The sequence below is a fragment of the Pseudomonas frederiksbergensis genome, assembly GCF_017114915.1.
In the GTDB taxonomy this organism is placed as follows: Bacteria; Pseudomonadota; Gammaproteobacteria; order Pseudomonadales; family Pseudomonadaceae; genus Aquipseudomonas; species Aquipseudomonas frederiksbergensis_I.
This window is the reverse complement of the sequence record NZ_JAAUOE010000062.1, coordinates 1-19,782: the sequence shown is the minus strand read 5'-3', so window position 1 is coordinate 19,782 and position 19,782 is coordinate 1. Positions and strand designations below refer to the sequence as shown.

Annotated in this window: 19 protein-coding genes and 1 pseudogene; all 20 read right to left on the bottom strand. The window is 57.7% G+C overall.

Annotated features, from left to right (window positions below):
- Positions 1–37 precede the first annotated feature (37 nt).
- The 20 genes and pseudogenes from HCU66_RS25680 to mnmG all read right to left on the bottom strand — a co-directional run bounded on the left by HCU66_RS25680 (position 38) and on the right by mnmG (position 19,358).
- Positions 38–415 carry a DUF6124 family protein gene (locus HCU66_RS25680; protein ID WP_205891189.1) on the bottom strand — a complete coding sequence of 126 codons (378 nt, stop codon included), beginning with the start codon at positions 413–415 and terminating at the stop codon, positions 38–40.
- Between the two features lie 391 nt (positions 416–806).
- Positions 807–1,754, bottom strand: a pseudogene (locus HCU66_RS25675) (pyridoxamine 5'-phosphate oxidase family protein); the annotation flags it as partial.
- 63 nt (positions 1,755–1,817) lie between these two features.
- A complete protein-coding gene (locus HCU66_RS25670; protein WP_205891187.1) occupies positions 1,818–2,444 on the bottom strand; it encodes a glutathione S-transferase family protein in 627 nt (208 codons plus the stop codon).
- A gap of 131 nt (positions 2,445–2,575) precedes the next feature.
- Complete coding sequence (locus tag HCU66_RS25665; RefSeq protein WP_205891186.1) at positions 2,576–3,478, bottom strand: LysR family transcriptional regulator; 903 nt, start codon at positions 3,476–3,478, stop codon at positions 2,576–2,578.
- A 79-nt stretch (positions 3,479–3,557) separates the two neighbouring features.
- Positions 3,558–5,390 carry a glutamine--fructose-6-phosphate transaminase (isomerizing) gene (glmS, locus tag HCU66_RS25660; RefSeq protein ID WP_205891185.1) on the bottom strand — a complete coding sequence of 611 codons (1,833 nt, stop codon included), beginning with the start codon at positions 5,388–5,390 and terminating at the stop codon, positions 3,558–3,560.
- A 1-nt stretch (position 5,391) separates the two neighbouring features.
- A complete protein-coding gene (locus HCU66_RS25655) occupies positions 5,392–6,168 on the bottom strand; it encodes a DeoR/GlpR family DNA-binding transcription regulator (RefSeq protein WP_205891184.1) in 777 nt (258 codons plus the stop codon).
- A gap of 204 nt (positions 6,169–6,372) precedes the next feature.
- Positions 6,373–7,740 carry a bifunctional UDP-N-acetylglucosamine diphosphorylase/glucosamine-1-phosphate N-acetyltransferase GlmU gene (gene glmU / locus HCU66_RS25650; protein ID WP_205891183.1) on the bottom strand — a complete coding sequence of 456 codons (1,368 nt, stop codon included), beginning with the start codon at positions 7,738–7,740 and terminating at the stop codon, positions 6,373–6,375.
- Between the two features lie 117 nt (positions 7,741–7,857).
- Complete coding sequence (locus tag HCU66_RS25645; protein ID WP_205891182.1) at positions 7,858–8,283, bottom strand: F0F1 ATP synthase subunit epsilon; 426 nt, start codon at positions 8,281–8,283, stop codon at positions 7,858–7,860.
- Between the two features lie 45 nt (positions 8,284–8,328).
- Positions 8,329–9,705: a F0F1 ATP synthase subunit beta gene (atpD, locus tag HCU66_RS25640; protein ID WP_007969907.1), complete on the bottom strand. Its 1,377-nt coding sequence runs from the start codon at positions 9,703–9,705 to the stop codon at positions 8,329–8,331.
- A 27-nt stretch (positions 9,706–9,732) separates the two neighbouring features.
- Entirely contained in the window at positions 9,733–10,593 is an 861-nt protein-coding gene (atpG, locus tag HCU66_RS25635) for a F0F1 ATP synthase subunit gamma (protein WP_007934344.1), read from the bottom strand.
- A 50-nt stretch (positions 10,594–10,643) separates the two neighbouring features.
- Complete coding sequence (atpA, locus tag HCU66_RS25630) at positions 10,644–12,188, bottom strand: F0F1 ATP synthase subunit alpha (protein ID WP_205891181.1); 1,545 nt, start codon at positions 12,186–12,188, stop codon at positions 10,644–10,646.
- 21 nt (positions 12,189–12,209) lie between these two features.
- The gene (locus tag HCU66_RS25625; protein WP_205891180.1) at positions 12,210–12,746 is read right to left on the bottom strand and encodes a F0F1 ATP synthase subunit delta; all 537 of its coding nucleotides are present in this window, start codon (positions 12,744–12,746) and stop codon (positions 12,210–12,212) included.
- A gap of 12 nt (positions 12,747–12,758) precedes the next feature.
- Entirely contained in the window at positions 12,759–13,229 is a 471-nt protein-coding gene (locus HCU66_RS25620) for a F0F1 ATP synthase subunit B (protein ID WP_047535495.1), read from the bottom strand.
- Positions 13,230–13,287: 58 nt separating this feature from the next.
- On the bottom strand, positions 13,288–13,545 hold the full coding sequence (gene atpE, locus HCU66_RS25615; RefSeq protein ID WP_003097235.1) for a F0F1 ATP synthase subunit C: 258 nt from the start codon (positions 13,543–13,545) through the stop codon (positions 13,288–13,290).
- Positions 13,546–13,678: 133 nt separating this feature from the next.
- A complete protein-coding gene (atpB, locus tag HCU66_RS25610; protein WP_205891179.1) occupies positions 13,679–14,548 on the bottom strand; it encodes a F0F1 ATP synthase subunit A in 870 nt (289 codons plus the stop codon).
- A gap of 16 nt (positions 14,549–14,564) precedes the next feature.
- Complete coding sequence (locus HCU66_RS25605) at positions 14,565–14,972, bottom strand: F0F1 ATP synthase subunit I (RefSeq protein ID WP_205891178.1); 408 nt, start codon at positions 14,970–14,972, stop codon at positions 14,565–14,567.
- Between the two features lie 148 nt (positions 14,973–15,120).
- On the bottom strand, positions 15,121–15,993 hold the full coding sequence (locus HCU66_RS25600) for a ParB/RepB/Spo0J family partition protein (protein ID WP_205891177.1): 873 nt from the start codon (positions 15,991–15,993) through the stop codon (positions 15,121–15,123).
- A gap of 9 nt (positions 15,994–16,002) precedes the next feature.
- On the bottom strand, positions 16,003–16,800 hold the full coding sequence (locus tag HCU66_RS25595) for a ParA family protein (RefSeq protein WP_007934331.1): 798 nt from the start codon (positions 16,798–16,800) through the stop codon (positions 16,003–16,005).
- 18 nt (positions 16,801–16,818) lie between these two features.
- On the bottom strand, positions 16,819–17,463 hold the full coding sequence (rsmG, locus tag HCU66_RS25590; protein WP_205891176.1) for a 16S rRNA (guanine(527)-N(7))-methyltransferase RsmG: 645 nt from the start codon (positions 17,461–17,463) through the stop codon (positions 16,819–16,821).
- Positions 17,460–19,358 carry a tRNA uridine-5-carboxymethylaminomethyl(34) synthesis enzyme MnmG gene (mnmG, locus tag HCU66_RS25585; RefSeq protein ID WP_205891175.1) on the bottom strand — a complete coding sequence of 633 codons (1,899 nt, stop codon included), beginning with the start codon at positions 19,356–19,358 and terminating at the stop codon, positions 17,460–17,462. Before mnmG ends, rsmG begins: the two co-directional genes overlap by 4 nt.
- Positions 19,359–19,782 lie beyond the last annotated feature (424 nt).

Here is a 19,782-nt window from a genome sequence, read left to right as displayed (position 1 = left end):
CACCGCTTTCGCGGGCAAGCCCGCTCCTACAAGGGGATCAGCTGTGTGGCGCAGGTTTTGGTATGGCGACGTTATCCAGCATCCGATTCACCGCCAGCTCGGCCAGCATGACGATCTGCTGAATCGCCATCGCTGTGTACCGATGCGGCCCTTCCAGATACCCCGCAAAATCACTCGCCATCACACTGGCCTGGGCCAACGATTCACAGGTATGGGCCAACAGGTCTTCGTCTTTGATATCCGGCGCAACCATAAACATCGTGCTCGGCTTGCGGGCAACCGGTGCTTTGAGGGCGGAGGGGTTGAGGTAGTGATCGAGCGCGCGCTCGGCGGCTTCGTTGAGTTTTTTTGAATCGAGGGATTCGTAGGGGGAAACGTCGTCGGTTTCCGGGGGATTGGGTGTTGCTTTGAACATGGTGAAACTCCATTCGAGAATTGGAGTTCGCCAACACTGCGACCAAGCAGAAGGGTGGCGAACCGTACGCGGGTTGGTCGACCAGGGAATGGAACCCGGCAGGGCCTAAGCCCTCCCACGCACAGCTCGCCATGAAGCAAGCACACAAGTGCGCCATTCTAAACCTGGGCGACCAAACCCGATCACTGAATTTGCAGCGACCCCGAAAGCCTATCCACCCCATTTCCGACCGACAACCGTCAAAACCTGTCGGAAACATTCCCCCAAAATTATCGTCTGTAGGACTGCCTGAAGATCAAAAGATCGCCGCCTTCGGCAGCGCCTACGCAGGATTTGTTTACCCTCTGTAGGAACTGCCGAAGGCTGTGATCTTTTTCTCCTCCAGAGCCTAAGCTTGCAGACGTGCGTTGGCCTGCGCCCAGGTGCCGGTCAGCAAACTGGTGGGTGACATACCGTCAAAGCGCCAGCGCAAGGCAAGCGCCGCGGGCCGACGCACCACCTGCTCCACCTCGAATGTCCACAGCCGCTCGGCCCCTTGAAAGGCTTCGATCTGCGGGCCTTCGAGGATGACTTGCGTGCGACCGCTGAGGTGCAGCAGGTCCCCCGAATCGAAATCGATGAACAGCAAACCGGCTCGAGGGTTGATCAGCAGGTTACCCAAGGTATTGAAGAACCGGTTGCCAGCGAAATCCGGAATAGTCAGGCGATTGCCCTCAACCTGGACGAAACCGGCCTGGCCACCCCGATGAGAAACGTCCACCGAACGCTGGCCATCGACATCCACATAGCTGGCGACAAAGAAGGTATCGGCACCTGCGATCATGGCTTTGGCCGCGTCATCCAGCCCATTGAGGTGCTGCGCGATACGGGTCGCGGGATCCGCCAATGGCACCGAGCGAAACTGGCGCAATTGAATGTATTGCGGGCAATTGCCGAAAGATTGCTCCACCTTCACCTCGAAGCCGCTCGCCGTCATAGCGCCAACTCGACCATTGAGACGGTTGCGACGTCGGGTGTGCAGCTCGATACCGAGCAGACCGATCGCCGCTCCCTCTTGCAATTGCGCTGGATCGTCGCTGCCAGGCAGGCTGCCGAACTGCAGCAGCGTGGGCTCTGGAGAATGGGCAAAGCCCGGCGCCCCTTCAAGAATGCTGGCCCAAGGGTTGCCGTCAGCATCCACCGCGCCGTACAGCATGAACGGCAGTTGCTGATAGAACGTGCGGTGCTGATCCGGCATCTCGCTGCGAATCACCCTACGACCTAATTCGTCCATTCGCTCGGCGACACCCACACGAGCCTGCAATTGTTTCTCGCCTGCGTGCCAAGGTGAACGTTCCATAACGACTTCTCCTCTGCGCTCCTCGCGCAATAAGAACGGCCCGACCGAGTCGGGCCGTGAGCATCAGGCAGTTTTTTGCAAACCGGCGACAGTGCGCGGCATGCCGACAAACCCCGGCAAGGCTTCAATCCGCGCCAGCCAGGCCCGGATGTTGGCGTAGTCATCCAGCGACACATTGCCTTCCGGGGCATGGGCGATGTAGCTGTACGCGGCGATGTCGGCAATGGTCGGCTCATTGGCGGCCAGGTAGGCCGTTGCGCCCAGTTCCTGATCGATCACTTTGAGCCAGGTGTGGGAATAGGCAATCACCTCTTCAGCGTTGTAAGGCGCACCAAACACAGTAATCAGCCTTGCCCTGCCAGGGCCAAAGGCAATCGGCCCGGCGGCAACCGACAACCAGCGCTGAACCTTGGCCGCACCGACCGGATCGGTTGGCAGCCAGTGACCGTTGCCGTATTTCTGCGCAAGGTAGACCAGGATCGCGTTGGAGTCGGCCAGCACCACGCCTTGATCATCAATCACTGGAACCTGACCAAACGGGTTGAGCGCAAGAAAATCCGCTTGTTTGTGTGCGCCCTTGACCAGATCGACGAAGATCAGCTCGGTCGGCAGTTGCAGCAAAGACAGCATCAGCTCTACACGGTGAGCATGGCCGGAACGGGGGAAGTTGTAGAGTTTGATGGCTTGCATGGTCGACTCCGCTGGGTAGTGGCGCCGCTCAGGAAAGATCAGCGCCGATGGGGGGCTATCTTCCATCTGCAACCAAAGCAACAGAATAACCAGCAAACGCAATCCATTATTTCAGCCAGTGCAATAACCCATCAGCCGTGCAGGGCAGGATGCTCGCGCAGCACCTTCACCGCAAAGTCCACAAAACTACGAACCCGCGCCGGGGCCTTGCGCCCACCCTGGTAGACCACATGAATGGGTAATGGCGGCAGTTCGAAGTCAGCCAGAACGATTTCCAACTCACCGGCGGCGACTTTGCTCGCCACTTGATACGACAGGATTCGGGTCAACCCCAGTCCCATGGCGGCGGCAGTGATAGCCGCTTGATTGGCGGAGACCACCAGACGTGGCTCCGGACGAACACTGATCGGCTCTCCCGCGTCAAGGAACGGCCAGCTTCTGGGCTGCCCAATGGACGAGGTGGCGATGATCGGGGCACGGCTCAAGTCTGCTGGATGCCCAGGCCGACCATGGTCAGTCAGGAATCCAGGGGAAGCGCAGATCACCCGCCGCACTTCGCCCACGCGAATTGCATGTTGATTGCTGTCAGGCAACTCACCGATGCGCACGGCCACATCGATGCCCTCCTCAACCATGCTCACCACCCGGTCAACCAGTACAGCGTTGATGCTGACTTCAGGGAATTGAGTCAGGTAACCGACCATGAGCGGCGTGACGAACAAATCGCCGAACAATACCGGCGCGGTGATCGTCAGTTGCCCACGGGGTTGGGCATGGCTTCCGGCTGCCGAATCCTCGGCTTCCTGCACCTCGGCAAGAATTCTCCGACAGTCCTCCAGATAACGCTGACCCGCCTCGCTCAAATGCACGCTGCGGGTGGTGCGCGTCAGCAACTGAGTGCCAATGCGCTGCTCAAGCGCCGCCACTGCCCGGGTGACGCTGGCCGCCGACATCCCCAAACGCCGCGCCGCCGCCGAGAAGCCTTGTTCCTGGGCGACAGCGGCGAAGACCTGCATTTCCTGGAATCGGTCCATCGGGCATGTCCTTCATTCAGATAAAAAAAATCGCAACCGTAGGCTGCGATTTTTATTGTTTCGATCACCTGTGGATAACTTATTCCACCGTCACCGATTTCGCCAGATTACGCGGCTGGTCAACGTCAGTGCCTTTCAACACCGCCACGTAATACGAGAGCAGCTGCAACGGAATGGTGTAGAGAATCGGCGACAGGATGTCGTGGATATGCGGCATGTGCACAACATGAGTGCCTTCGCCATTGGTCATGCCGGCCTGCTCGTCGGCGAAGACGATCAGCTCACCGCCGCGAGCGCGGACTTCCTGGAGGTTGGACTTCAGCTTCTCCAGCAACTCGTTGTTAGGCGCCACGGTGACCACTGGCATGTCGTTATCCACAAGCGCCAGCGGGCCATGTTTCAGCTCGCCCGCCGGGTAGGCTTCAGCGTGGATGTAGGAGATTTCCTTGAGTTTGAGCGCCCCTTCCATCGCCACCGGGAATTGCGCGCCGCGACCGAGGAACAGCGTGTGGTTTTTCTCGGCGAACAGTTCGGCGATTTTCTCCACGGTGCTGTCCATGGCCAGGGCTTCGCCCAAACGGGTCGGCAGGCGACGCAGTTCTTCGACCAGCGTGGCTTCGACGCCTGCGGCCAACGTGCCGCGAACCTGACCCAGCGACAGGGTCAGCAACAGCAGGCCCACCAATTGAGTGGTGAAGGCTTTGGTCGAGGCCACGCCGATTTCGCGACCGGCCTGGGTCAGCAGCGTCAGGTCCGATTCACGCACCAGGGAGCTGATGCCCACGTTGCAGATTGCCAGGCTGGACAGGAAGCCCAGTTCCTTGGCGTTGCGCAGCGCGGCCAACGTGTCGGCGGTTTCACCCGACTGGGAGATGCTCACAAACAGCGTATCGGGTTGCACGACCACCTTGCGGTAGCGGAATTCGCTGGCGACTTCGACCTGACACGGAATGCCGGCCAGTTCTTCGAGCCAGTAACGGGCAACCATGCCGGCGTGATAGCTGGTGCCACAGGCAACGATCTGTACATTGCGCACCTTGGCGAACAGCTCGGCTGCTTGTGGACCGAACGCCTGGACCAGCACCTGATTCTGACTCAGGCGACCTTCAAGGGTGCGTTGCACCACGGCCGGTTGTTCGTGAATTTCCTTGAGCATGTAATGGCGGAATTCACCTTTTTCAGCGGCTTCGGCACCGTCACGGTACTGAACGCTTTCACGCTCGACGAGCGCGCCATTGATGTCCCAGATCTGCACGCTGTCGCGGCGAATTTCGGCGATATCGCCTTCTTCCAGGTACATGAAGCGGTCAGTGACCTGGCGCAGGGCCAATTGGTCGGAAGCGAGAAAGTTTTCCCCCAGGCCCAGACCGATCACCAATGGGCTGCCGCTACGGGCCGCCACCAAGCGATCCGGTTGCCGGGCGCTGATCACCGCCAGACCGTAAGCACCGTGCAGCTCTTTGACGGTCGCTTTCAGGGCCGCGGTCAGGTCGGGCTGCTCATTGAGTTTTTCGTTGAGCAAATGCGCGATGACTTCAGTGTCCGTGTCCGACGTGAACACATGGCCCAGGGCCTTGAGTTGCTCACGCAGGGCTTCGTGGTTCTCGATGATGCCGTTGTGCACCACCGCCAGATCGCCTGAGAAATGCGGGTGAGCGTTGCGTTCGCACGGCGCGCCATGGGTCGCCCAGCGGGTGTGGGCAATGCCCAAACGGCCGACCAGAGGCTCTTCGATCAGTGCTTGTTCCAGTTCGCTGACCTTGCCCGGACGACGCAGGCGCAAGAGTTTTTCCTCGTTGGTGTACACCGCCACACCAGCGCTGTCATAACCACGGTATTCCAGACGCTTGAGGCCTTCGAGCAGGATGGCGGTAATGTTCCGTTCTGCGACTGCACCGACAATTCCACACATGCTATTTCTCCTGACTGACAGCGGCGCAAATCACATTGATGCCGCGGGCCTGAATCTGATCGCGTGCCGCAAGTGGCAGGCGATCATCGGTAATGAGGGTATGGACGCTGCTCCATGGCAGCTCCAGATTGGGAATTTTGCGGCCGATCTTGTCGGCCTCGACCATCACGATCACTTCGCGGGCGACCTCGGCCATGACACGGCTCAGCCCCAGCAATTCATTGAAGGTGGTGGTCCCGCGTACCAGATCGATGCCATCGGCACCGATAAATAACTGATCGAAGTCATATGAGCGTAGTACCTGCTCTGCCACCTGCCCCTGGAAGGACTCGGAATGCGGGTCCCAGGTACCACCGGTCATCAATAGCACCGGCTCGTGCTCGAGTTCAGTCAACGCATTGGCGACATGCAGGGAGTTGGTCATCACCACCAGACCCGGTTGCTGGCCGAGTTCCGGGATCATCGCGGCGGTGGTACTGCCGCTGTCGATGATGATGCGCGCATGCTCGCGAATCCGTGTAACGGCAGCACGGGCAATGGCTTGCTTGTATTTGGAAACCGGTTGGCCGATGTCGGCGACCAGCTCCTGCGGCATGGTGACCGCCCCACCATAACGACGCAGCAACAGACCATTGCTTTCGAGCGCCGCCAGATCCTTGCGAATCGTAACTTCCGAGGTTTCGAAGCGCTTGGCCAGTTCGTCCACACTGACCTCCCCCTGCTCATTGAGCATGGCGAGGATGTTGTGGCGACGTTGGGGTGTGTTGCGTTTCGACATGGCTTGGTAAGTTTCGATTCGAAAGATAACGTAAGCAATCAAAACCTATCAACGAAACTTCGTCAAGCGGGATATGACAAAAAAGACCTGTGGATAAAAGCTTCGCGGGCAAGCCTCGCTCCTACGGATTGTGGATATCCCGTAGGAGCGAAGCTTGCCCGCGAATGCAATCTCATAGGCGCCACATCATGCGCTGTGGATAACTTAACTCTTCTTGATCTTCTCCGGCCGCTTCCAGCCGTCGATGTTCTTCTGCCGAGCCCGACCCACGGCCAACTGAGCGTTATCCACATTCTGGGTAATGGTCGAACCCGCCGCCGTGGTCGCACCCGCCGAGATATCCACAGGCGCCACCAACGAGTTGTTGGAGCCGATGAACACATCTTCACCCAGCACGGTTTTCCACTTGTTGGCACCGTCGTAGTTGCAGGTAATGGTGCCTGCGCCAATGTTGGTGCGCGCACCGATCTCGGCGTCGCCCAGGTACGTCAAGTGACCGGCCTTGGCGCCTTCGCCCATGTGAGCGTTCTTCAGTTCAACGAAGTTACCCACATGCGCGCGGGCTTCCAGCACTGTGCCGGGACGCAAACGCGCGAACGGTCCGGCATCGCTGCCTTCGCCGAGAATCGCACCTTCGATATGGCTGTTGGCTTTAATCACCACGCCTTTGCGCAGCGTGCTGTCCTTGATCACGCAGTTCGGGCCGATCACCACATCGTCCTCGATCACCACTTTGCCTTCGAGGATCACGTTGATGTCGATCAGCACATCACGGCCGACGGTAACCTCACCACGCACATCGAAACGTGCCGGGTCGCGCAGGGTCACGCCATGAGCCATCAAACGACGAGCGGCGCGCAGCTGATAGTGACGTTCAAGTTCAGCCAGCTGCTTGCGGTCGTTGGCGCCCTGCACTTCCATGGCGTCATGGGGTTGTTCGGTCGCCACCACCAGACCATCGCTGACCGCCATGGCGATCACGTCGGTCAGGTAGTACTCGCCTTGGGCATTGTTGTTGGAGAGCCGGTTCATCCAGCCACCCAAGTGCTCGAAAGGCAGCGCCAGAATACCGGTATTACCTTCGGTGATCGCACGTTCGGCTTCGTTGGCGTCTTTCTGCTCGACGATGGCACTGACATTGCCGGCGGCATCACGGACGATGCGGCCGTAACCAGTCGGATCATCCAGCTCCACCGTCAGCAGGCCCAATTGTTGCGGCGCAGCGTGCTTGAGCAGACGTTTCAGGGTTGCGACTTCGATCAACGGTACGTCGCCGTAGAGAATCAGCACGGTGTCAGACTTGATGAACGGTACAGCCTGGGCCACCGCATGACCGGTACCCAGCTGTTTGTCCTGCAGGACGAAATTCAGATCATCGGAGGCCAGACGCTCGCGCACCGCTTCGGCACCATGGCCGATCACTACATGGATGCGCTGTGGATCAAGTTGCCGGGCGCTGTGGATAACATGGCCAAGCATTGAATTACCGGCAATCGGATGCAGGACTTTTGGCAAGGCCGAACGCATGCGAGTGCCTTGGCCGGCAGCGAGGATAACGATTTCAAGGGACATGACTGGCTACCAATCCTGGGTGGTCAGCAACTGCGACCAGGTGATAAAAATCGGAAAAGAAAAAAGGGTAGCCGAGGCTACCCTTTTTAATCAATCGCGCAACAAGTCGATGGCCTATTAGTGGCCGAACTTCTTGCGGATCTGCTGGACGGTGCGCAGCTGAGCTGCAGCCTCGGCCAGACGTGCGGCAGCAGCACCGTAGTCGAACTCTCCGCCTTTGTCGTGCAGAGCCTTCTCGGCAGCCTTGACGGCTTCCAGAGCGGAGGCTTCGTCCAGGTCGGCAGCACGTTGCACGGTGTCGGCGAGAACCTTGACCATGTTCGGCTGAACCTCGAGGAAACCACCGGAGATGTAATACACCTCCTCTTCCCCGCCCTGCTTGATCAGGCGGATCGGGCCCGGCTTGAGATTGGTGATCAGCGGCGCGTGACCCAAGGCGATACCAAGATCACCCAGTGCACCGTGCGCAACCACCATCTCGACCAGGCCGGAGAATATTTCCCCTTCCGCGCTGACGATATCGCAATGGACTGTCATAGCCATCTGATTGCCTCAACCTAAATTAGCGCCCGTTGCCGGGCGCCGGGATTACAGTTTCTTGGCTTTCTCGATCGCTTCTTCGATGCCGCCAACCATGTAGAACGCTTGTTCTGGCAGGTGGTCGTAGTCACCGTTGAGGATGCCTTTGAAGCCAGCAATGGTGTCTTTCAGGGAAACGTATTTACCCGAAGCACCGGTGAAGACTTCAGCCACGAAGAACGGCTGCGACAAGAAACGCTGGATCTTACGAGCACGGTTTACCAACTGCTTGTCGGCTTCCGACAGCTCGTCCATACCCAGGATCGCAATGATGTCCTTCAGTTCTTTGTAACGCTGCAGCACGTACTGAACACCGCGAGCGGTTTCGTAGTGGTCGTTGCCGATCACGTTCGGGTCCAGCTGACGCGAAGTCGAGTCCAGTGGGTCTACCGCCGGGTAGATACCCAGGGAAGCGATGTCACGGGACAGAACGACGGTGGCGTCCAGGTGGGCGAAGGTGGTCGCTGGCGACGGGTCGGTCAAGTCGTCCGCTGGTACGTATACCGCCTGGATCGAAGTAATCGAACCTTGCTTGGTCGAAGTGATGCGCTCTTGCAGCACGCCCATCTCTTCGGCCAGGGTCGGCTGGTAACCTACTGCCGAAGGCATACGGCCCAGCAGTGCGGATACTTCGGTACCGGCCAGGGTGTAACGATAGATGTTGTCGACGAACAGCAGAACGTCGTTACCTTCGTCACGGAACTTCTCGGCCATGGTCAGGCCGGTCAGGGCTACGCGCAGACGGTTTCCCGGCGGCTCGTTCATCTGACCGTAAACCAGTGCCACTTTGTCCAGAACGTTGGAGTCCTTCATCTCGTGGTAGAAGTCGTTACCCTCACGAGTACGCTCACCCACACCGGCGAACACGGAATAACCGCTGTGCTCGATGGCGATGTTACGGATCAGTTCCATCATGTTTACGGTCTTGCCTACACCGGCACCACCGAACAGACCGACTTTACCGCCCTTGGCGAACGGGCAAACCAGGTCGATAACCTTGATGCCTGTTTCCAGCAGCTCGTTGCCGCCCGCTTGTTCAGCGAAGGTTGGCGCAGGACGGTGAATGCCCCAACGCTCTTCTTCGCCGATCGGACCAGCTTCGTCGATCGGGTTGCCCAGTACGTCCATGATCCGGCCCAGGGTCGCTTTACCGACCGGTACGGAGATGGCTGCGCCAGTGTTGTTGACGTCCAGACCGCGCTTCAAGCCTTCGGTGGAGCCCATCGCAATGGTACGAACCACGCCGTCGCCCAGCTGCTGCTGAACTTCCAGAGTGGTTTCGGCGCCTTGAACTTTCAAGGCGTCGTAGATGCTCGGTACGCTGTCGCGTGGGAATTCCACGTCGATAACGGCGCCGATGATTTGAACGATACGTCCGCTACTCATAGCTGGATCCTCTGAATATTTGAACCGTTAAACCGCGGCAGCGCCGCCGACGATTTCCGAGATCTCTTGGGTGATCGCAGCCTGACGCGCCTTGTTGTAGACCAGCTGCAAATCGCTGATCAAATCACCGGCGTTGTCGGTAGCGTTCTTCATCGCGATCATCCGCGCAGCTTGTTCAGCCGCGTTGTTCTCGACCACCGCCTGGTAGACCTGCGACTCCACGTAACGGACCATCAAGCCGTCAAGCAGCTCTTTGGCGTCCGGTTCGTACAGATAATCCCAGTGGTGCTTGAGTTCTTGATCCGGGGTTGCCACCAGTGGAATCAACTGCTCCACGGTAGGCTGTTGTGTCATGGTGTTGATGAACTTGTTGGACACCACGGACAGGCGGTCAATACGGCCGTCCAGGTAGGCATCCAGCATCACCTTGACACTGCCGATCAGGTCATTGATCGACGGCTCTTCACCCAGGTGGCTGATAGCTGCAACGACGTTACCGCCGAAGTTGCGGAAGAAAGCCGCACCCTTGCTACCAACGACACACAGATCGATCTCGACGCCGTTTTCGCGGTTTACCGCCATGTCCTTGACCAAAGCCTTGAACAGGTTGGTGTTCAAGCCACCACACAGACCACGGTCACTGCTCACTACGACATAACCGACGCGCTTTACTTCACGGTCGATCATGAACGGGTGGCGATATTCCGGGTTAGCGTTGGCCAGATGGCCAATAACCTGGCGGATGCGCTCCGCATAAGGACGGCTAGCAGCCATGCGCATTTGTGCCTTGCGCATTTTGCTGACCGCCACTTTTTCCATGGCGCTGGTAATCTTTTGCGTGCTTTTGATGCTCGCAATCTTACTGCGAATCTCTTTTGCGCCTGCCATGTAACACCTATCAGGTTAGCAAGCGGGAGCCGCTAGGCTCCCGCTGCGGCTTACCAGGTTTGGGTGGCCTTGAACTTCTCGATACCGGCTTTCAGGCCGCTATCGATTTCGTCATTGAAGTCACCCTTCACGTTGATCTTCGCCATCAAGTCGGCGTGATCGCGGTTGAAGTAAGCAATCAGCGCTTGTTCGAAGCTGCCGATCTTGGCGATTTCAACGTCGGTCAGGAACCCACGCTCAGCGGCATACAGCGACAGCGACATGTCGGCGATCGACATTGGCGCGTATTGCTTCTGCTTCATCAGCTCGGTAACGCGCTGACCATGCTCAAGTTGCTTACGGGTCGCTTCGTCCAGGTCAGAAGCGAACTGGGCGAATGCCGCCAGTTCACGGTACTGAGCCAGAGCGGTACGGATACCACCGGACAGCTTCTTGATAATCTTGGTCTGAGCGGCACCACCCACACGGGATACCGAAACACCGGCGTTCACAGCAGGACGGATGCCCGAGTTGAACATGGCCGATTCCAGGAAGATCTGACCGTCGGTGATGGAAATCACGTTGGTCGGAACGAACGCGGAAACGTCGCCAGCCTGGGTTTCGATGATCGGCAGTGCGGTCAGGGAACCGGTTTTGCCGGTCACTGCGCCGTTGGTGAACTTCTCTACGTATTCTTCCGAAACGCGGGATGCGCGCTCCAGCAGACGGGAGTGGAGATAGAACACGTCGCCTGGGTAAGCTTCACGGCCTGGTGGACGGCGCAGCAGCAGGGAAATCTGGCGGTAAGCCACTGCTTGCTTGGACAGATCGTCATAAACGATCAGCGCGTCTTCACCGCGGTCGCGGAAGTATTCGCCCATGGTGCAACCGGAGTACGGTGCCAGGAACTGCAGTGCTGCAGATTCCGAAGCGCTCGCTGCAACGATGATGGTGTTAGCCAGTGCACCGTTTTCTTCCAGCTTGCGAACAACGTTGGCGATGGTCGATTGCTTCTGACCGATCGCTACGTAGACGCAGAAAATGCCGCTGTCTTTCTGGTTGATGATCGCGTCGATCGCCAGAGCGGTTTTACCGATCTGACGGTCACCGATGATCAGCTCACGCTGGCCACGGCCGACAGGGATCATGGCATCGACAGCCTTGTAGCCAGTCTGTACAGGCTGGTCTACCGACTTACGCCAGATCACGCCTGGAGCAACTTTCTCGACCGCGTCGGTCTCGGTGTTGTTCAGCGGACCTTTGCCGTCAACTGGGTTACCCAGTGCGTCGACTACGCGACCCAGCAGTTCCTTACCAACCGGAACTTCCAGGATACGGCCAGTGCACTTGGCGCTCATGCCTTCAGCCAGCGTCTGGTATGCACCCAATACAACGGCACCTACAGAGTCTTGCTCCAGGTTGAGGGCCATACCGAAGACGCCGCCCGGAAACTCGATCATCTCGCCGTACATAACGTCGGCCAGACCGTGAATCCGCACGATGCCGTCAGATACGCTGACGACAGTGCCTTCGTTACGGGCTTGGGAGGTCACATCGAGCTTGTCGATGCGGCCCTTGATAATTTCACTTATTTCGGAAGGATTGAGTTGCTGCATTGCTCTGCTGCCCCTTCAAACTCAAGATTTCAATGCTTCGGCAAGTTTCGCGATTTTGCCGCGAATCGAGCCATCGATAACCAGGTCGCCGGCGCGGATGACAACACCCCCAATAAGGGATGAATCTTCCTCGACTTGCAGGCGCACTTCCCGGTTGAGTCGTGCACTGAGAACCTTGGCGAGTTTGTCTTGCTGTTCTTGGTTCAATGCAAAAGCACTGGTCACTTCAACGTCTACCGATTTCTCTTGTTCGGCCTTGTACAGGTCAAACAGAGCGACGATCTCCGGCAGAAGCGGGAGACGGTCGTTTTCGGCAACGACGTGAATGAAGTTCTGTGCCTTGGCATCAAACTTGTCGCCGCACACGTCAATGAACGTGGCGGCCTTTTCTGCGCTCGTCAGTCGCGGGGCCTTGAGCACGCGCTGCATGGTGTCGTCTTGCGACACCGCTGCTGCCAGGCCGAGCATGGCTGACCAATTGGCCAGTTGCTGGTGGGCCTGAGCGTGCTCGAAGGCCGCCTTAGCGTAAGGTCGGGCCAACGTGGTCAGTTCTGCCATGATCGCCCTCGCTTAGATTTCAGCAGCCAGTTGGTTAACCAGCTCTGCGTGCGCGTTTTGATCGATTGTGGCACCCAGGATCTTCGCAGCACCGCCAACGGCCAGGCTACCCACTTGGGCGCGCAGCGCGTCTTTGACGCTGTTCAGTTCCTGTTCGATCTCGGCCTGAGCCTGAGCCTTCACACGGTCAGCTTCGACGCGAGCCTGTTCACGGGCTTCGTCGACAATCTGAGTACCGCGTTTCTTGGCTTGCTCGATGATTTCAGCTGCCTGAGCTTTCGCTTCGCGCAGTTGCTGACCCGCTTTCTCTTGGGCCAACTCCAGGTCGCGAGCTGCTCGGCTGGCAGCGTCCAGACCATCAGCGATCTTCTTTTGACGTTCGTGCAGTGCCGTAATGACCGGAGGCCATACGAACTTCATGCAGAACAGTACAAAAATCAGGAACGCAACGGACTGGCCAATCAGGGTCGCATTAATGTTCACGCCAACACCTCGCAGTTACGTTGTCCATCACACCAAATTACCCGGAAGATCCGAGTAATTAGCCAGCGATTTGACCAACGAACGGGTTCGCAAAGGTGAAGAACAGAGCGATACCAACACCGATCATGGTTACGGCGTCGAGCAGACCGGCAACGATGAACATTTTAACTTGCAGCATTGGAACCATTTCTGGCTGACGCGCTGCGCCTTCCAGGAACTTGCCGCCCAGCAGGCCGAAACCAATTGCGGTACCCAGTGCGCCCAGGCCGATCAACAGTGCAACAGCGATAGCGGTTAGACCAACTACAGTTTCCATCTTTCCTCCCGACTTTTACGTCGTATGGTTTAGGTTTTTTAGATTAAAGCGGTAAAACAAATCGTTTCAGTGGCCCGGTAAGGAGCCCCTTCCCGTTTGACCGGGAAGGACATCAGACTAGTCGAGACTGGTCTTAATGGTTTTCTTCGTGCGCCATCGACAGGTAGACGATGGTCAGCATCATGAAGATGAATGCCTGCAGGGTGATGATCAGGATGTGGAATACAGCCCACGCCCATTGCAGAACAACGCCCAGGCCACTGAGCCAGAGCAGACCGCTGCCGAACATCACAGCAATCAGAATGAAGACCAGTTCGCCGGCGTACATGTTGCCGAACAGACGCAGAGCCAGGGAGATCGGCTTGGCGATCAGGGTCACGAATTCCAGCAGGAAGTTCACCGGGATCAGCAGGGCTTGAACGAAGATGTTCTTGCTGCCGAACGGGTGCAGGGTCAGTTCGCCGATGAAGCCGCCGAGACCCTTGATCTTGATGCTGTAGAAAATGATCAGCGCGAACACCGTGAAGGCCATGGCCAGGGTTGCGTTCGGGTCGGTGGTCGACACGGCGCGGAACGGAATGTGCTGGTCGCCGGAGATCAGGATGGCCAGTTGAGGAATCCAGTCGACCGGTACCAGGTCGACGGCGTTCATCAGAAACACCCAGACGAAGATGGTCAGTGCCAGCGGTGCAATCACCGGGCTACGGCCATGGAAGCTGTCTTTCACGCTGCCATCGACGAATTCGACCAAAACTTCAACGAAGTTCTGCAAAGCACCTGGCTGACCGGAAGTCGCTTTCTTTGCCGCCATGCGGAAAAGAAGAACGAAGATCAGACCCAATGCGACCGACCAGCCGAGAGTATCGACGTGGAAAGCCCAGAAGCCCATTTCCTTGGCTTCTGCTGCGGTGTGGGCAAAGCCCCAGCCGCCGGTAGGGTGCTGACCGAAGGTCAGGTTCTGCAAGTGGTGCTGGATATAGCCCGAAGCGGTTGTTTCTGCCATGGTTGCCTCAAACGCCCTAAGGTCTCGAAAGTCTTGTTCTCATCAGCAGGGGAGCGAACCAGCTGACCAGTTGGGTCAGCACGAAGACGCCGAATACAGCCAGCGGCGCCAATGGCTTCACACCTGCGAACGTCAATGCAAAAAGCACCGCCGTCAAAATCAGTTTGCCCGCCTCGCCGGCATAAAAAGACCGGACGATGGCTTGAGCTGCTCGGGCGCCGGAAAACCGAAATGCCCTGTGAGCGAAATAAATATTGGGAAGCAAGGCTATCAGGCCTCCGCAAAGTCCTGAGTACCCGGCAACGACTCCATACCATTGCCAGAGCGCCAAAGCGGCAATCAGCAAAACGACAAATTGAGCCATTAACACCGGAAAAACTGCCAGGCGATGGAACGGCAAGCGGTCTGGCGTGCGGTTTTCCATCACTTTTACTCCCCAATGGTCGGCTGCCGTAGTTCAATAACTTGGCATAATTTGTGCCGACAAAATGCGCGCAGAGTATAGGGGCGGTTCTGCCCCTATTCAACTGTCAGGTAGTGATTTCCGACTTCACGCTACAAGAGGAATTGTTTCAGCGGATGTGTGCGAGCACACCTTGAAGCTCATCGAGGGAGTTGTAACCAATCACCAACTGCCCCTTACCCTTCTTTCCATGGCGGATCTGCACCGCAGAGCCTAGGCGCTCGGCCAGGCGCTGCTCGAGCCGGGCAATATCCGGGTCCGGTTTTGCCGGTTCCACAGGCTCCGGTTTACCACTCAACCACTGTCGAACCAGTGCTTCGGTCTGGCGTACCGTCAGCCCCCGTGCGACAACATGTCGCGCCCCTTCGACCTGTTGGTTATCCGGCAAACCGAGCAAGGCACGGGCATGACCCATTTCCAGGTCGCCGTGAGACAGCATGGTCTTGATGACTTCCGGCAGCGAAATCAGGCGCAACAGGTTGGCCACGGTGACGCGGGACTTACCCACTGCCTCGGCCACTTGTTGCTGGGTCAGCTGGAATTCCTGCTGCAAACGCTGCAAGGCCACCGCTTCTTCGATCGGATTGAGGTCTTCGCGCTGGATGTTCTCGATCAGCGCCATGGCGATGGCGGTTTCATCCGGCACATCACGAACCATCGCCGGGATGGTTTCCTGGCCAGCCTGCTGGCTGGCGCGCCAGCGGCGTTCGCCGGCGATGATTTCAAAGCGGCCGCCGCCGATCGGGCGAACCACGATCGGTTGCATTACGCCCTGGGCCTTGATCGACTGCGCCAGTTCTTCCAGCGCCTGAGGATCCATGTCCCGACGCGGCTGGTACTTGCCACGCTGGAGCAGGTCCAGGGGCAGGTGCTGCAGCTCACGCTGATCGGCTTGCACCGCTTGTTCTTCCAGCGAACTGACAGTCGGACCACTCAGCAGTGCATCCAGTCCACGTCCGAGACCTCGTTTCTTGACGGCCATGGGGATTCCTTAAGTTGCCTGAGCAGCGGCGGTGCGTGAATTTTTGCGTTGACGGCGAACCATCTCGCCGGCCAATGCCAGATAGGCAATCGCGCCGCGCGATGATTTGTCGTACGCCAGCGCCGGCATGCCATAGCTTGGCGCTTCGGCCAAGCGGATATTGCGCGGAATCACGGTGTCGTAGAGCTGATCGCCGAAGTGCTCCTTGAGCTGCGCCGAGACGTCGTTCATCAGGCTCAGACGCGGGTCATACATGGTCCGCAACAGGCCTTCGACTTTCAGGTTCGGGTTCAGCAGTTCGGCAATGCGCTTGATGTTATCCACAAGGTCGCTCAACCCTTCGAGCGCGAAGTACTCGCACTGCATGGGGATAATGACCCCGTCGGCGGCAACCAGCGCATTGAGCGTGAGCATCGACAGCGACGGCGGGCAGTCGATCAAAATGTAATCGTAGTTTTCGCGGATCGGCGCCAAGGCACTGCGCAGACGGCTTTCCTTCATCTGCATTTCCAGCAGAACGACTTCGGCCGCGGTCAGGTCGCGGTTGGCTGGCAGTAGCTGGTAACCACCGTGTTCGGAGTAGTGCATGGCCTGGGCCAGATCGCATTCGCCAATCAGCAGGTCGTAGACCGAGTTTTCCAGGCCGTGTTTATCCACACCGCTACCCATGGTGGCGTTGCCCTGTGGATCAAGATCGATCAACAGCACCCGACGCTTGGTAGCGACCAGGGAAGCTGCGAGGTTGATGCAGGTGGTGGTCTTGCCCACACCACCCTTTTGGTTCGCTATCGCGAATACCTTAGCCATTCTTGCTTGTGTTCCCAATCATGCCGTGCGGCGCAGTATCAGCAGATGGCGTTGGCCTTGGCAACCGGGTACGGCCAGGGCGTGTTCGCTATCGAGGTGGAAGTCTGCCGGCAATGCTACCAGCTCATCGGCGGGATGAACGCCCTTCATTGCCAGCCAGCGTGTATCGGTATCGCCCAAATGGCGAGTCCAGTTGCTGAAGTTCTCCATGCTGCTGAACGCCCGGGAAATGATCCCGTTGAATGGCTGCTCAGGCTGGAAGGCTTCGACACGACTGTGGATAACTTGCAGGTTATCCAGTTTGAGTTCGAGTTTGACCTGGGTCAGAAAGCGGGTTTTCTTGCCGTTGCTGTCCAGACAGGTCACTTGGGACTCTGGAAACAGGATCGCCAACGGAATCCCCGGCATGCCGCCGCCGCTGCCTACGTCCAGCCAGCGACCGTTTTCGATGAACGACATCACGCTCAAACTATCAAGCAGGTGACGGGACACCATTTCGTCCGGATCGCGCACGGCGGTCAGGTTGTAAGCCTTGTTCCATTTTATCAACAAGGCCAGATAACCCAGCAGCTGAGCGTGCTGGGTTTCTGTCAGTGTGACACCGAGCTGGCGAGCACCTGTGGATAACTCTTCTGCATGTTGCGAGGTGACCAACGAACTCAAGCGCTTTGCTCCAACTGACGGCCCGCGCCGCGTTTTTTCAAATGAATCATCAACAGCGAAATCGCTGCTGGAGTCACGCCCGGAATACGCGACGCCTGGCCCAAAGTTTCTGGACGGGTCGCACCGAGCTTGCTCTGGATCTCTTTGGAGAGACCGGAGATGTTCGTGTAATCGATATCCACAGGCAGTTTGGTGTCTTCGCTGGCCCGCAGGCGTGCGATTTCATCCTGTTGACGGTCGATGTAACCGGCGTATTTGGTCTTGATTTCGACCTGTTCGGCGACCTGCGGATCTTCTGCGCCCCCACCGGTCACGGCAATCAGACCAGCGTAGTCGATTTCCGGACGGCTCAGCAGGTTGAGCAAATTGTATTCGTGGGTCAGCGGCGTGCCGAACTTCTCGGCAATCGCATCGCCCTGCTCGGTGCCCGGGCGAACCCAGGTACTTTTCAGGCGTTGTTCTTCCAAGTCGATGCTTTCGCGTTTCTTGCAGAAAGCCGCCCAACGCACGTCATCCACCAGACCCAGTTCGCGACCTTTTTCGGTCAGGCGCAAGTCGGCATTGTCTTCGCGCAGAATCAGCCGGTATTCGGCGCGGGATGTGAACATCCGATACGGTTCCTGGGTACCGAGGGTAATCAGGTCGTCAACCAAAACGCCAATGTACGCTTCGTCGCGACGCGGGCACCAGGCGTCTTTGCCCTGGGCTCGCAGTGCGGCGTTGGCTCCGGCCAGCAAACCCTGGGCGCCGGCTTCTTCGTAACCGGTGGTTCCGTTGATTTGCCCGGCGAAGAACAGACCGCCGATCACTTTGGTTTCCAGGCTGTACTTCAGGTCACGCGGGTCGAAGTAGTCGTACTCGATGGCGTAGCCCGGACGAACGATGTGCGCGTTTTCCATGCCGCGGATCGATTGCACGATCTGCAATTGCACATCGAACGGCAAGGATGTGGATATCCCGTTCGGGTACAGCTCGTGAGTGGTCAACCCTTCCGGTTCGATGAAGACCTGGTGGCTTTCCTTGTCGGCAAAGCGGTGGATCTTGTCTTCGATCGATGGGCAATAACGTGGGCCGATGCCCTCAATCAACCCGGCATCGGAATACATTGGCGAACGGTCGAGGTTGGCAGCAATGATTTCGTGGGTCCGGGCGTTGGTATGGGTGATCCAGCAGCTGACCTGTTTCGGGTGCTGTTCTTTGGAGCCCATGAACGACATCACCGGAATCGGCGTATCCCCTGCTTGTTCGGTCATCACCGAGAAATCCACAGAACGACCATCGATACGCGGCGGAGTACCGGTTTTCAGGCGACCGACACGCAATGGCAGTTCACGCAGACGATGAGCCAGAGCAATCGACGGCGGATCACCGGCACGACCACCGGAATAATTCTGCATACCAATGTGGATAAGTCCGCCGAGGAAGGTGCCAGTGGTCAACACCACGGAATCGGCGAAGAACCGCAGGCCCATTTGGGTGACGACACCACGCACTTGTTCCTGCTCGACGATCAGGTCGTCGGCTGCCTGTTGAAATATCCACAGGTTCGGCTGGTTTTCCAAAGCTTCGCGGACAGCTGCCTTGTACAGCACCCGATCTGCCTGGGCGCGAGTGGCACGCACCGCCGGGCCTTTGCGGCTGTTCAATACGCGAAATTGAATACCACCTTTATCGGTAGCCATGGCCATCGCGCCGCCAAGGGCATCGATTTCCTTGACCAGATGGCTTTTGCCGATACCACCAATGGCTGGGTTGCAGCTCATGGCACCGAGGGTTTCCACGTTATGCGTCAACAACAGGGTTTTTGCCCCCATACGTGCTGATGCAAGTGCTGCCTCGGTACCGGCATGACCGCCGCCGATGACGATCACTTCAAAACGGGAAGGGAAATCCACCACGCACCTCGTGCCTGCTTTAGTCAGGTAATCCGGAATAGTTTGAGCTCAGGTTCTTGGACCTGGTCGGCAAGTATAGGGACTTCGCCCTTCCTAAAGAACCCTTTGCACAAAATTTAACCAGCTGTGGAGAAGTCGGGGTTATAGAAATTAAAAAGAGAGAAATTTATTAAATCTTTGTTTTTATGTTTATTTCTACTGACCCACCTTTCTGTGGATAGATTCATGCAGGCCTTATTTTTCAACGTGTACAGAGATTCAAAACCCTGTGGTCATGTGCCGAGGAGGCCCTTGGATAACCGGTGTAAGCCTGTGGATGAAAGGGATGGTTATCCACAGAGGCGGTTATCTTCAGTTTTGAGGCCTTGTTATCAACTGCCCTTAGCGGCAGTTATTCACAGGGCTTAATCCACAGAAAAGGGCT

Bases quoted from the DNA above. Each gene is read 5' to 3' on its own strand.
- HCU66_RS25680 (WP_205891189.1), bottom strand. From the start codon at position 415: ATGTTCAAAGCAACACCCAATCCCCCGGAAACCGACGACGTTTCCCCC.
- HCU66_RS25670 (WP_205891187.1), bottom strand. From the start codon at position 2,444: ATGCAAGCCATCAAACTCTACAACTTCCCCCGTTCCGGCCATGCTCAC.
- HCU66_RS25665 (WP_205891186.1), bottom strand. From the start codon at position 3,478: ATGGACCGATTCCAGGAAATGCAGGTCTTCGCCGCTGTCGCCCAGGAA.
- glmS (WP_205891185.1), bottom strand. From the start codon at position 5,390: ATGTGTGGAATTGTCGGTGCAGTCGCAGAACGGAACATTACCGCCATC.
- HCU66_RS25655 (WP_205891184.1), bottom strand. From the start codon at position 6,168: ATGTCGAAACGCAACACACCCCAACGTCGCCACAACATCCTCGCCATG.
- glmU (WP_205891183.1), bottom strand. From the start codon at position 7,740: ATGTCCCTTGAAATCGTTATCCTCGCTGCCGGCCAAGGCACTCGCATG.
- HCU66_RS25645 (WP_205891182.1), bottom strand. From the start codon at position 8,283: ATGGCTATGACAGTCCATTGCGATATCGTCAGCGCGGAAGGGGAAATA.
- atpD (WP_007969907.1), bottom strand. From the start codon at position 9,705: ATGAGTAGCGGACGTATCGTTCAAATCATCGGCGCCGTTATCGACGTG.
- atpG (WP_007934344.1), bottom strand. From the start codon at position 10,593: ATGGCAGGCGCAAAAGAGATTCGCAGTAAGATTGCGAGCATCAAAAGC.
- atpA (WP_205891181.1), bottom strand. From the start codon at position 12,188: ATGCAGCAACTCAATCCTTCCGAAATAAGTGAAATTATCAAGGGCCGC.
- HCU66_RS25625 (WP_205891180.1), bottom strand. From the start codon at position 12,746: ATGGCAGAACTGACCACGTTGGCCCGACCTTACGCTAAGGCGGCCTTC.
- atpE (WP_003097235.1), bottom strand. From the start codon at position 13,545: ATGGAAACTGTAGTTGGTCTAACCGCTATCGCTGTTGCACTGTTGATC.
- atpB (WP_205891179.1), bottom strand. From the start codon at position 14,548: ATGGCAGAAACAACCGCTTCGGGCTATATCCAGCACCACTTGCAGAAC.
- HCU66_RS25605 (WP_205891178.1), bottom strand. From the start codon at position 14,972: ATGGAAAACCGCACGCCAGACCGCTTGCCGTTCCATCGCCTGGCAGTT.
- HCU66_RS25600 (WP_205891177.1), bottom strand. From the start codon at position 15,993: ATGGCCGTCAAGAAACGAGGTCTCGGACGTGGACTGGATGCACTGCTG.
- HCU66_RS25595 (WP_007934331.1), bottom strand. From the start codon at position 16,800: ATGGCTAAGGTATTCGCGATAGCGAACCAAAAGGGTGGTGTGGGCAAG.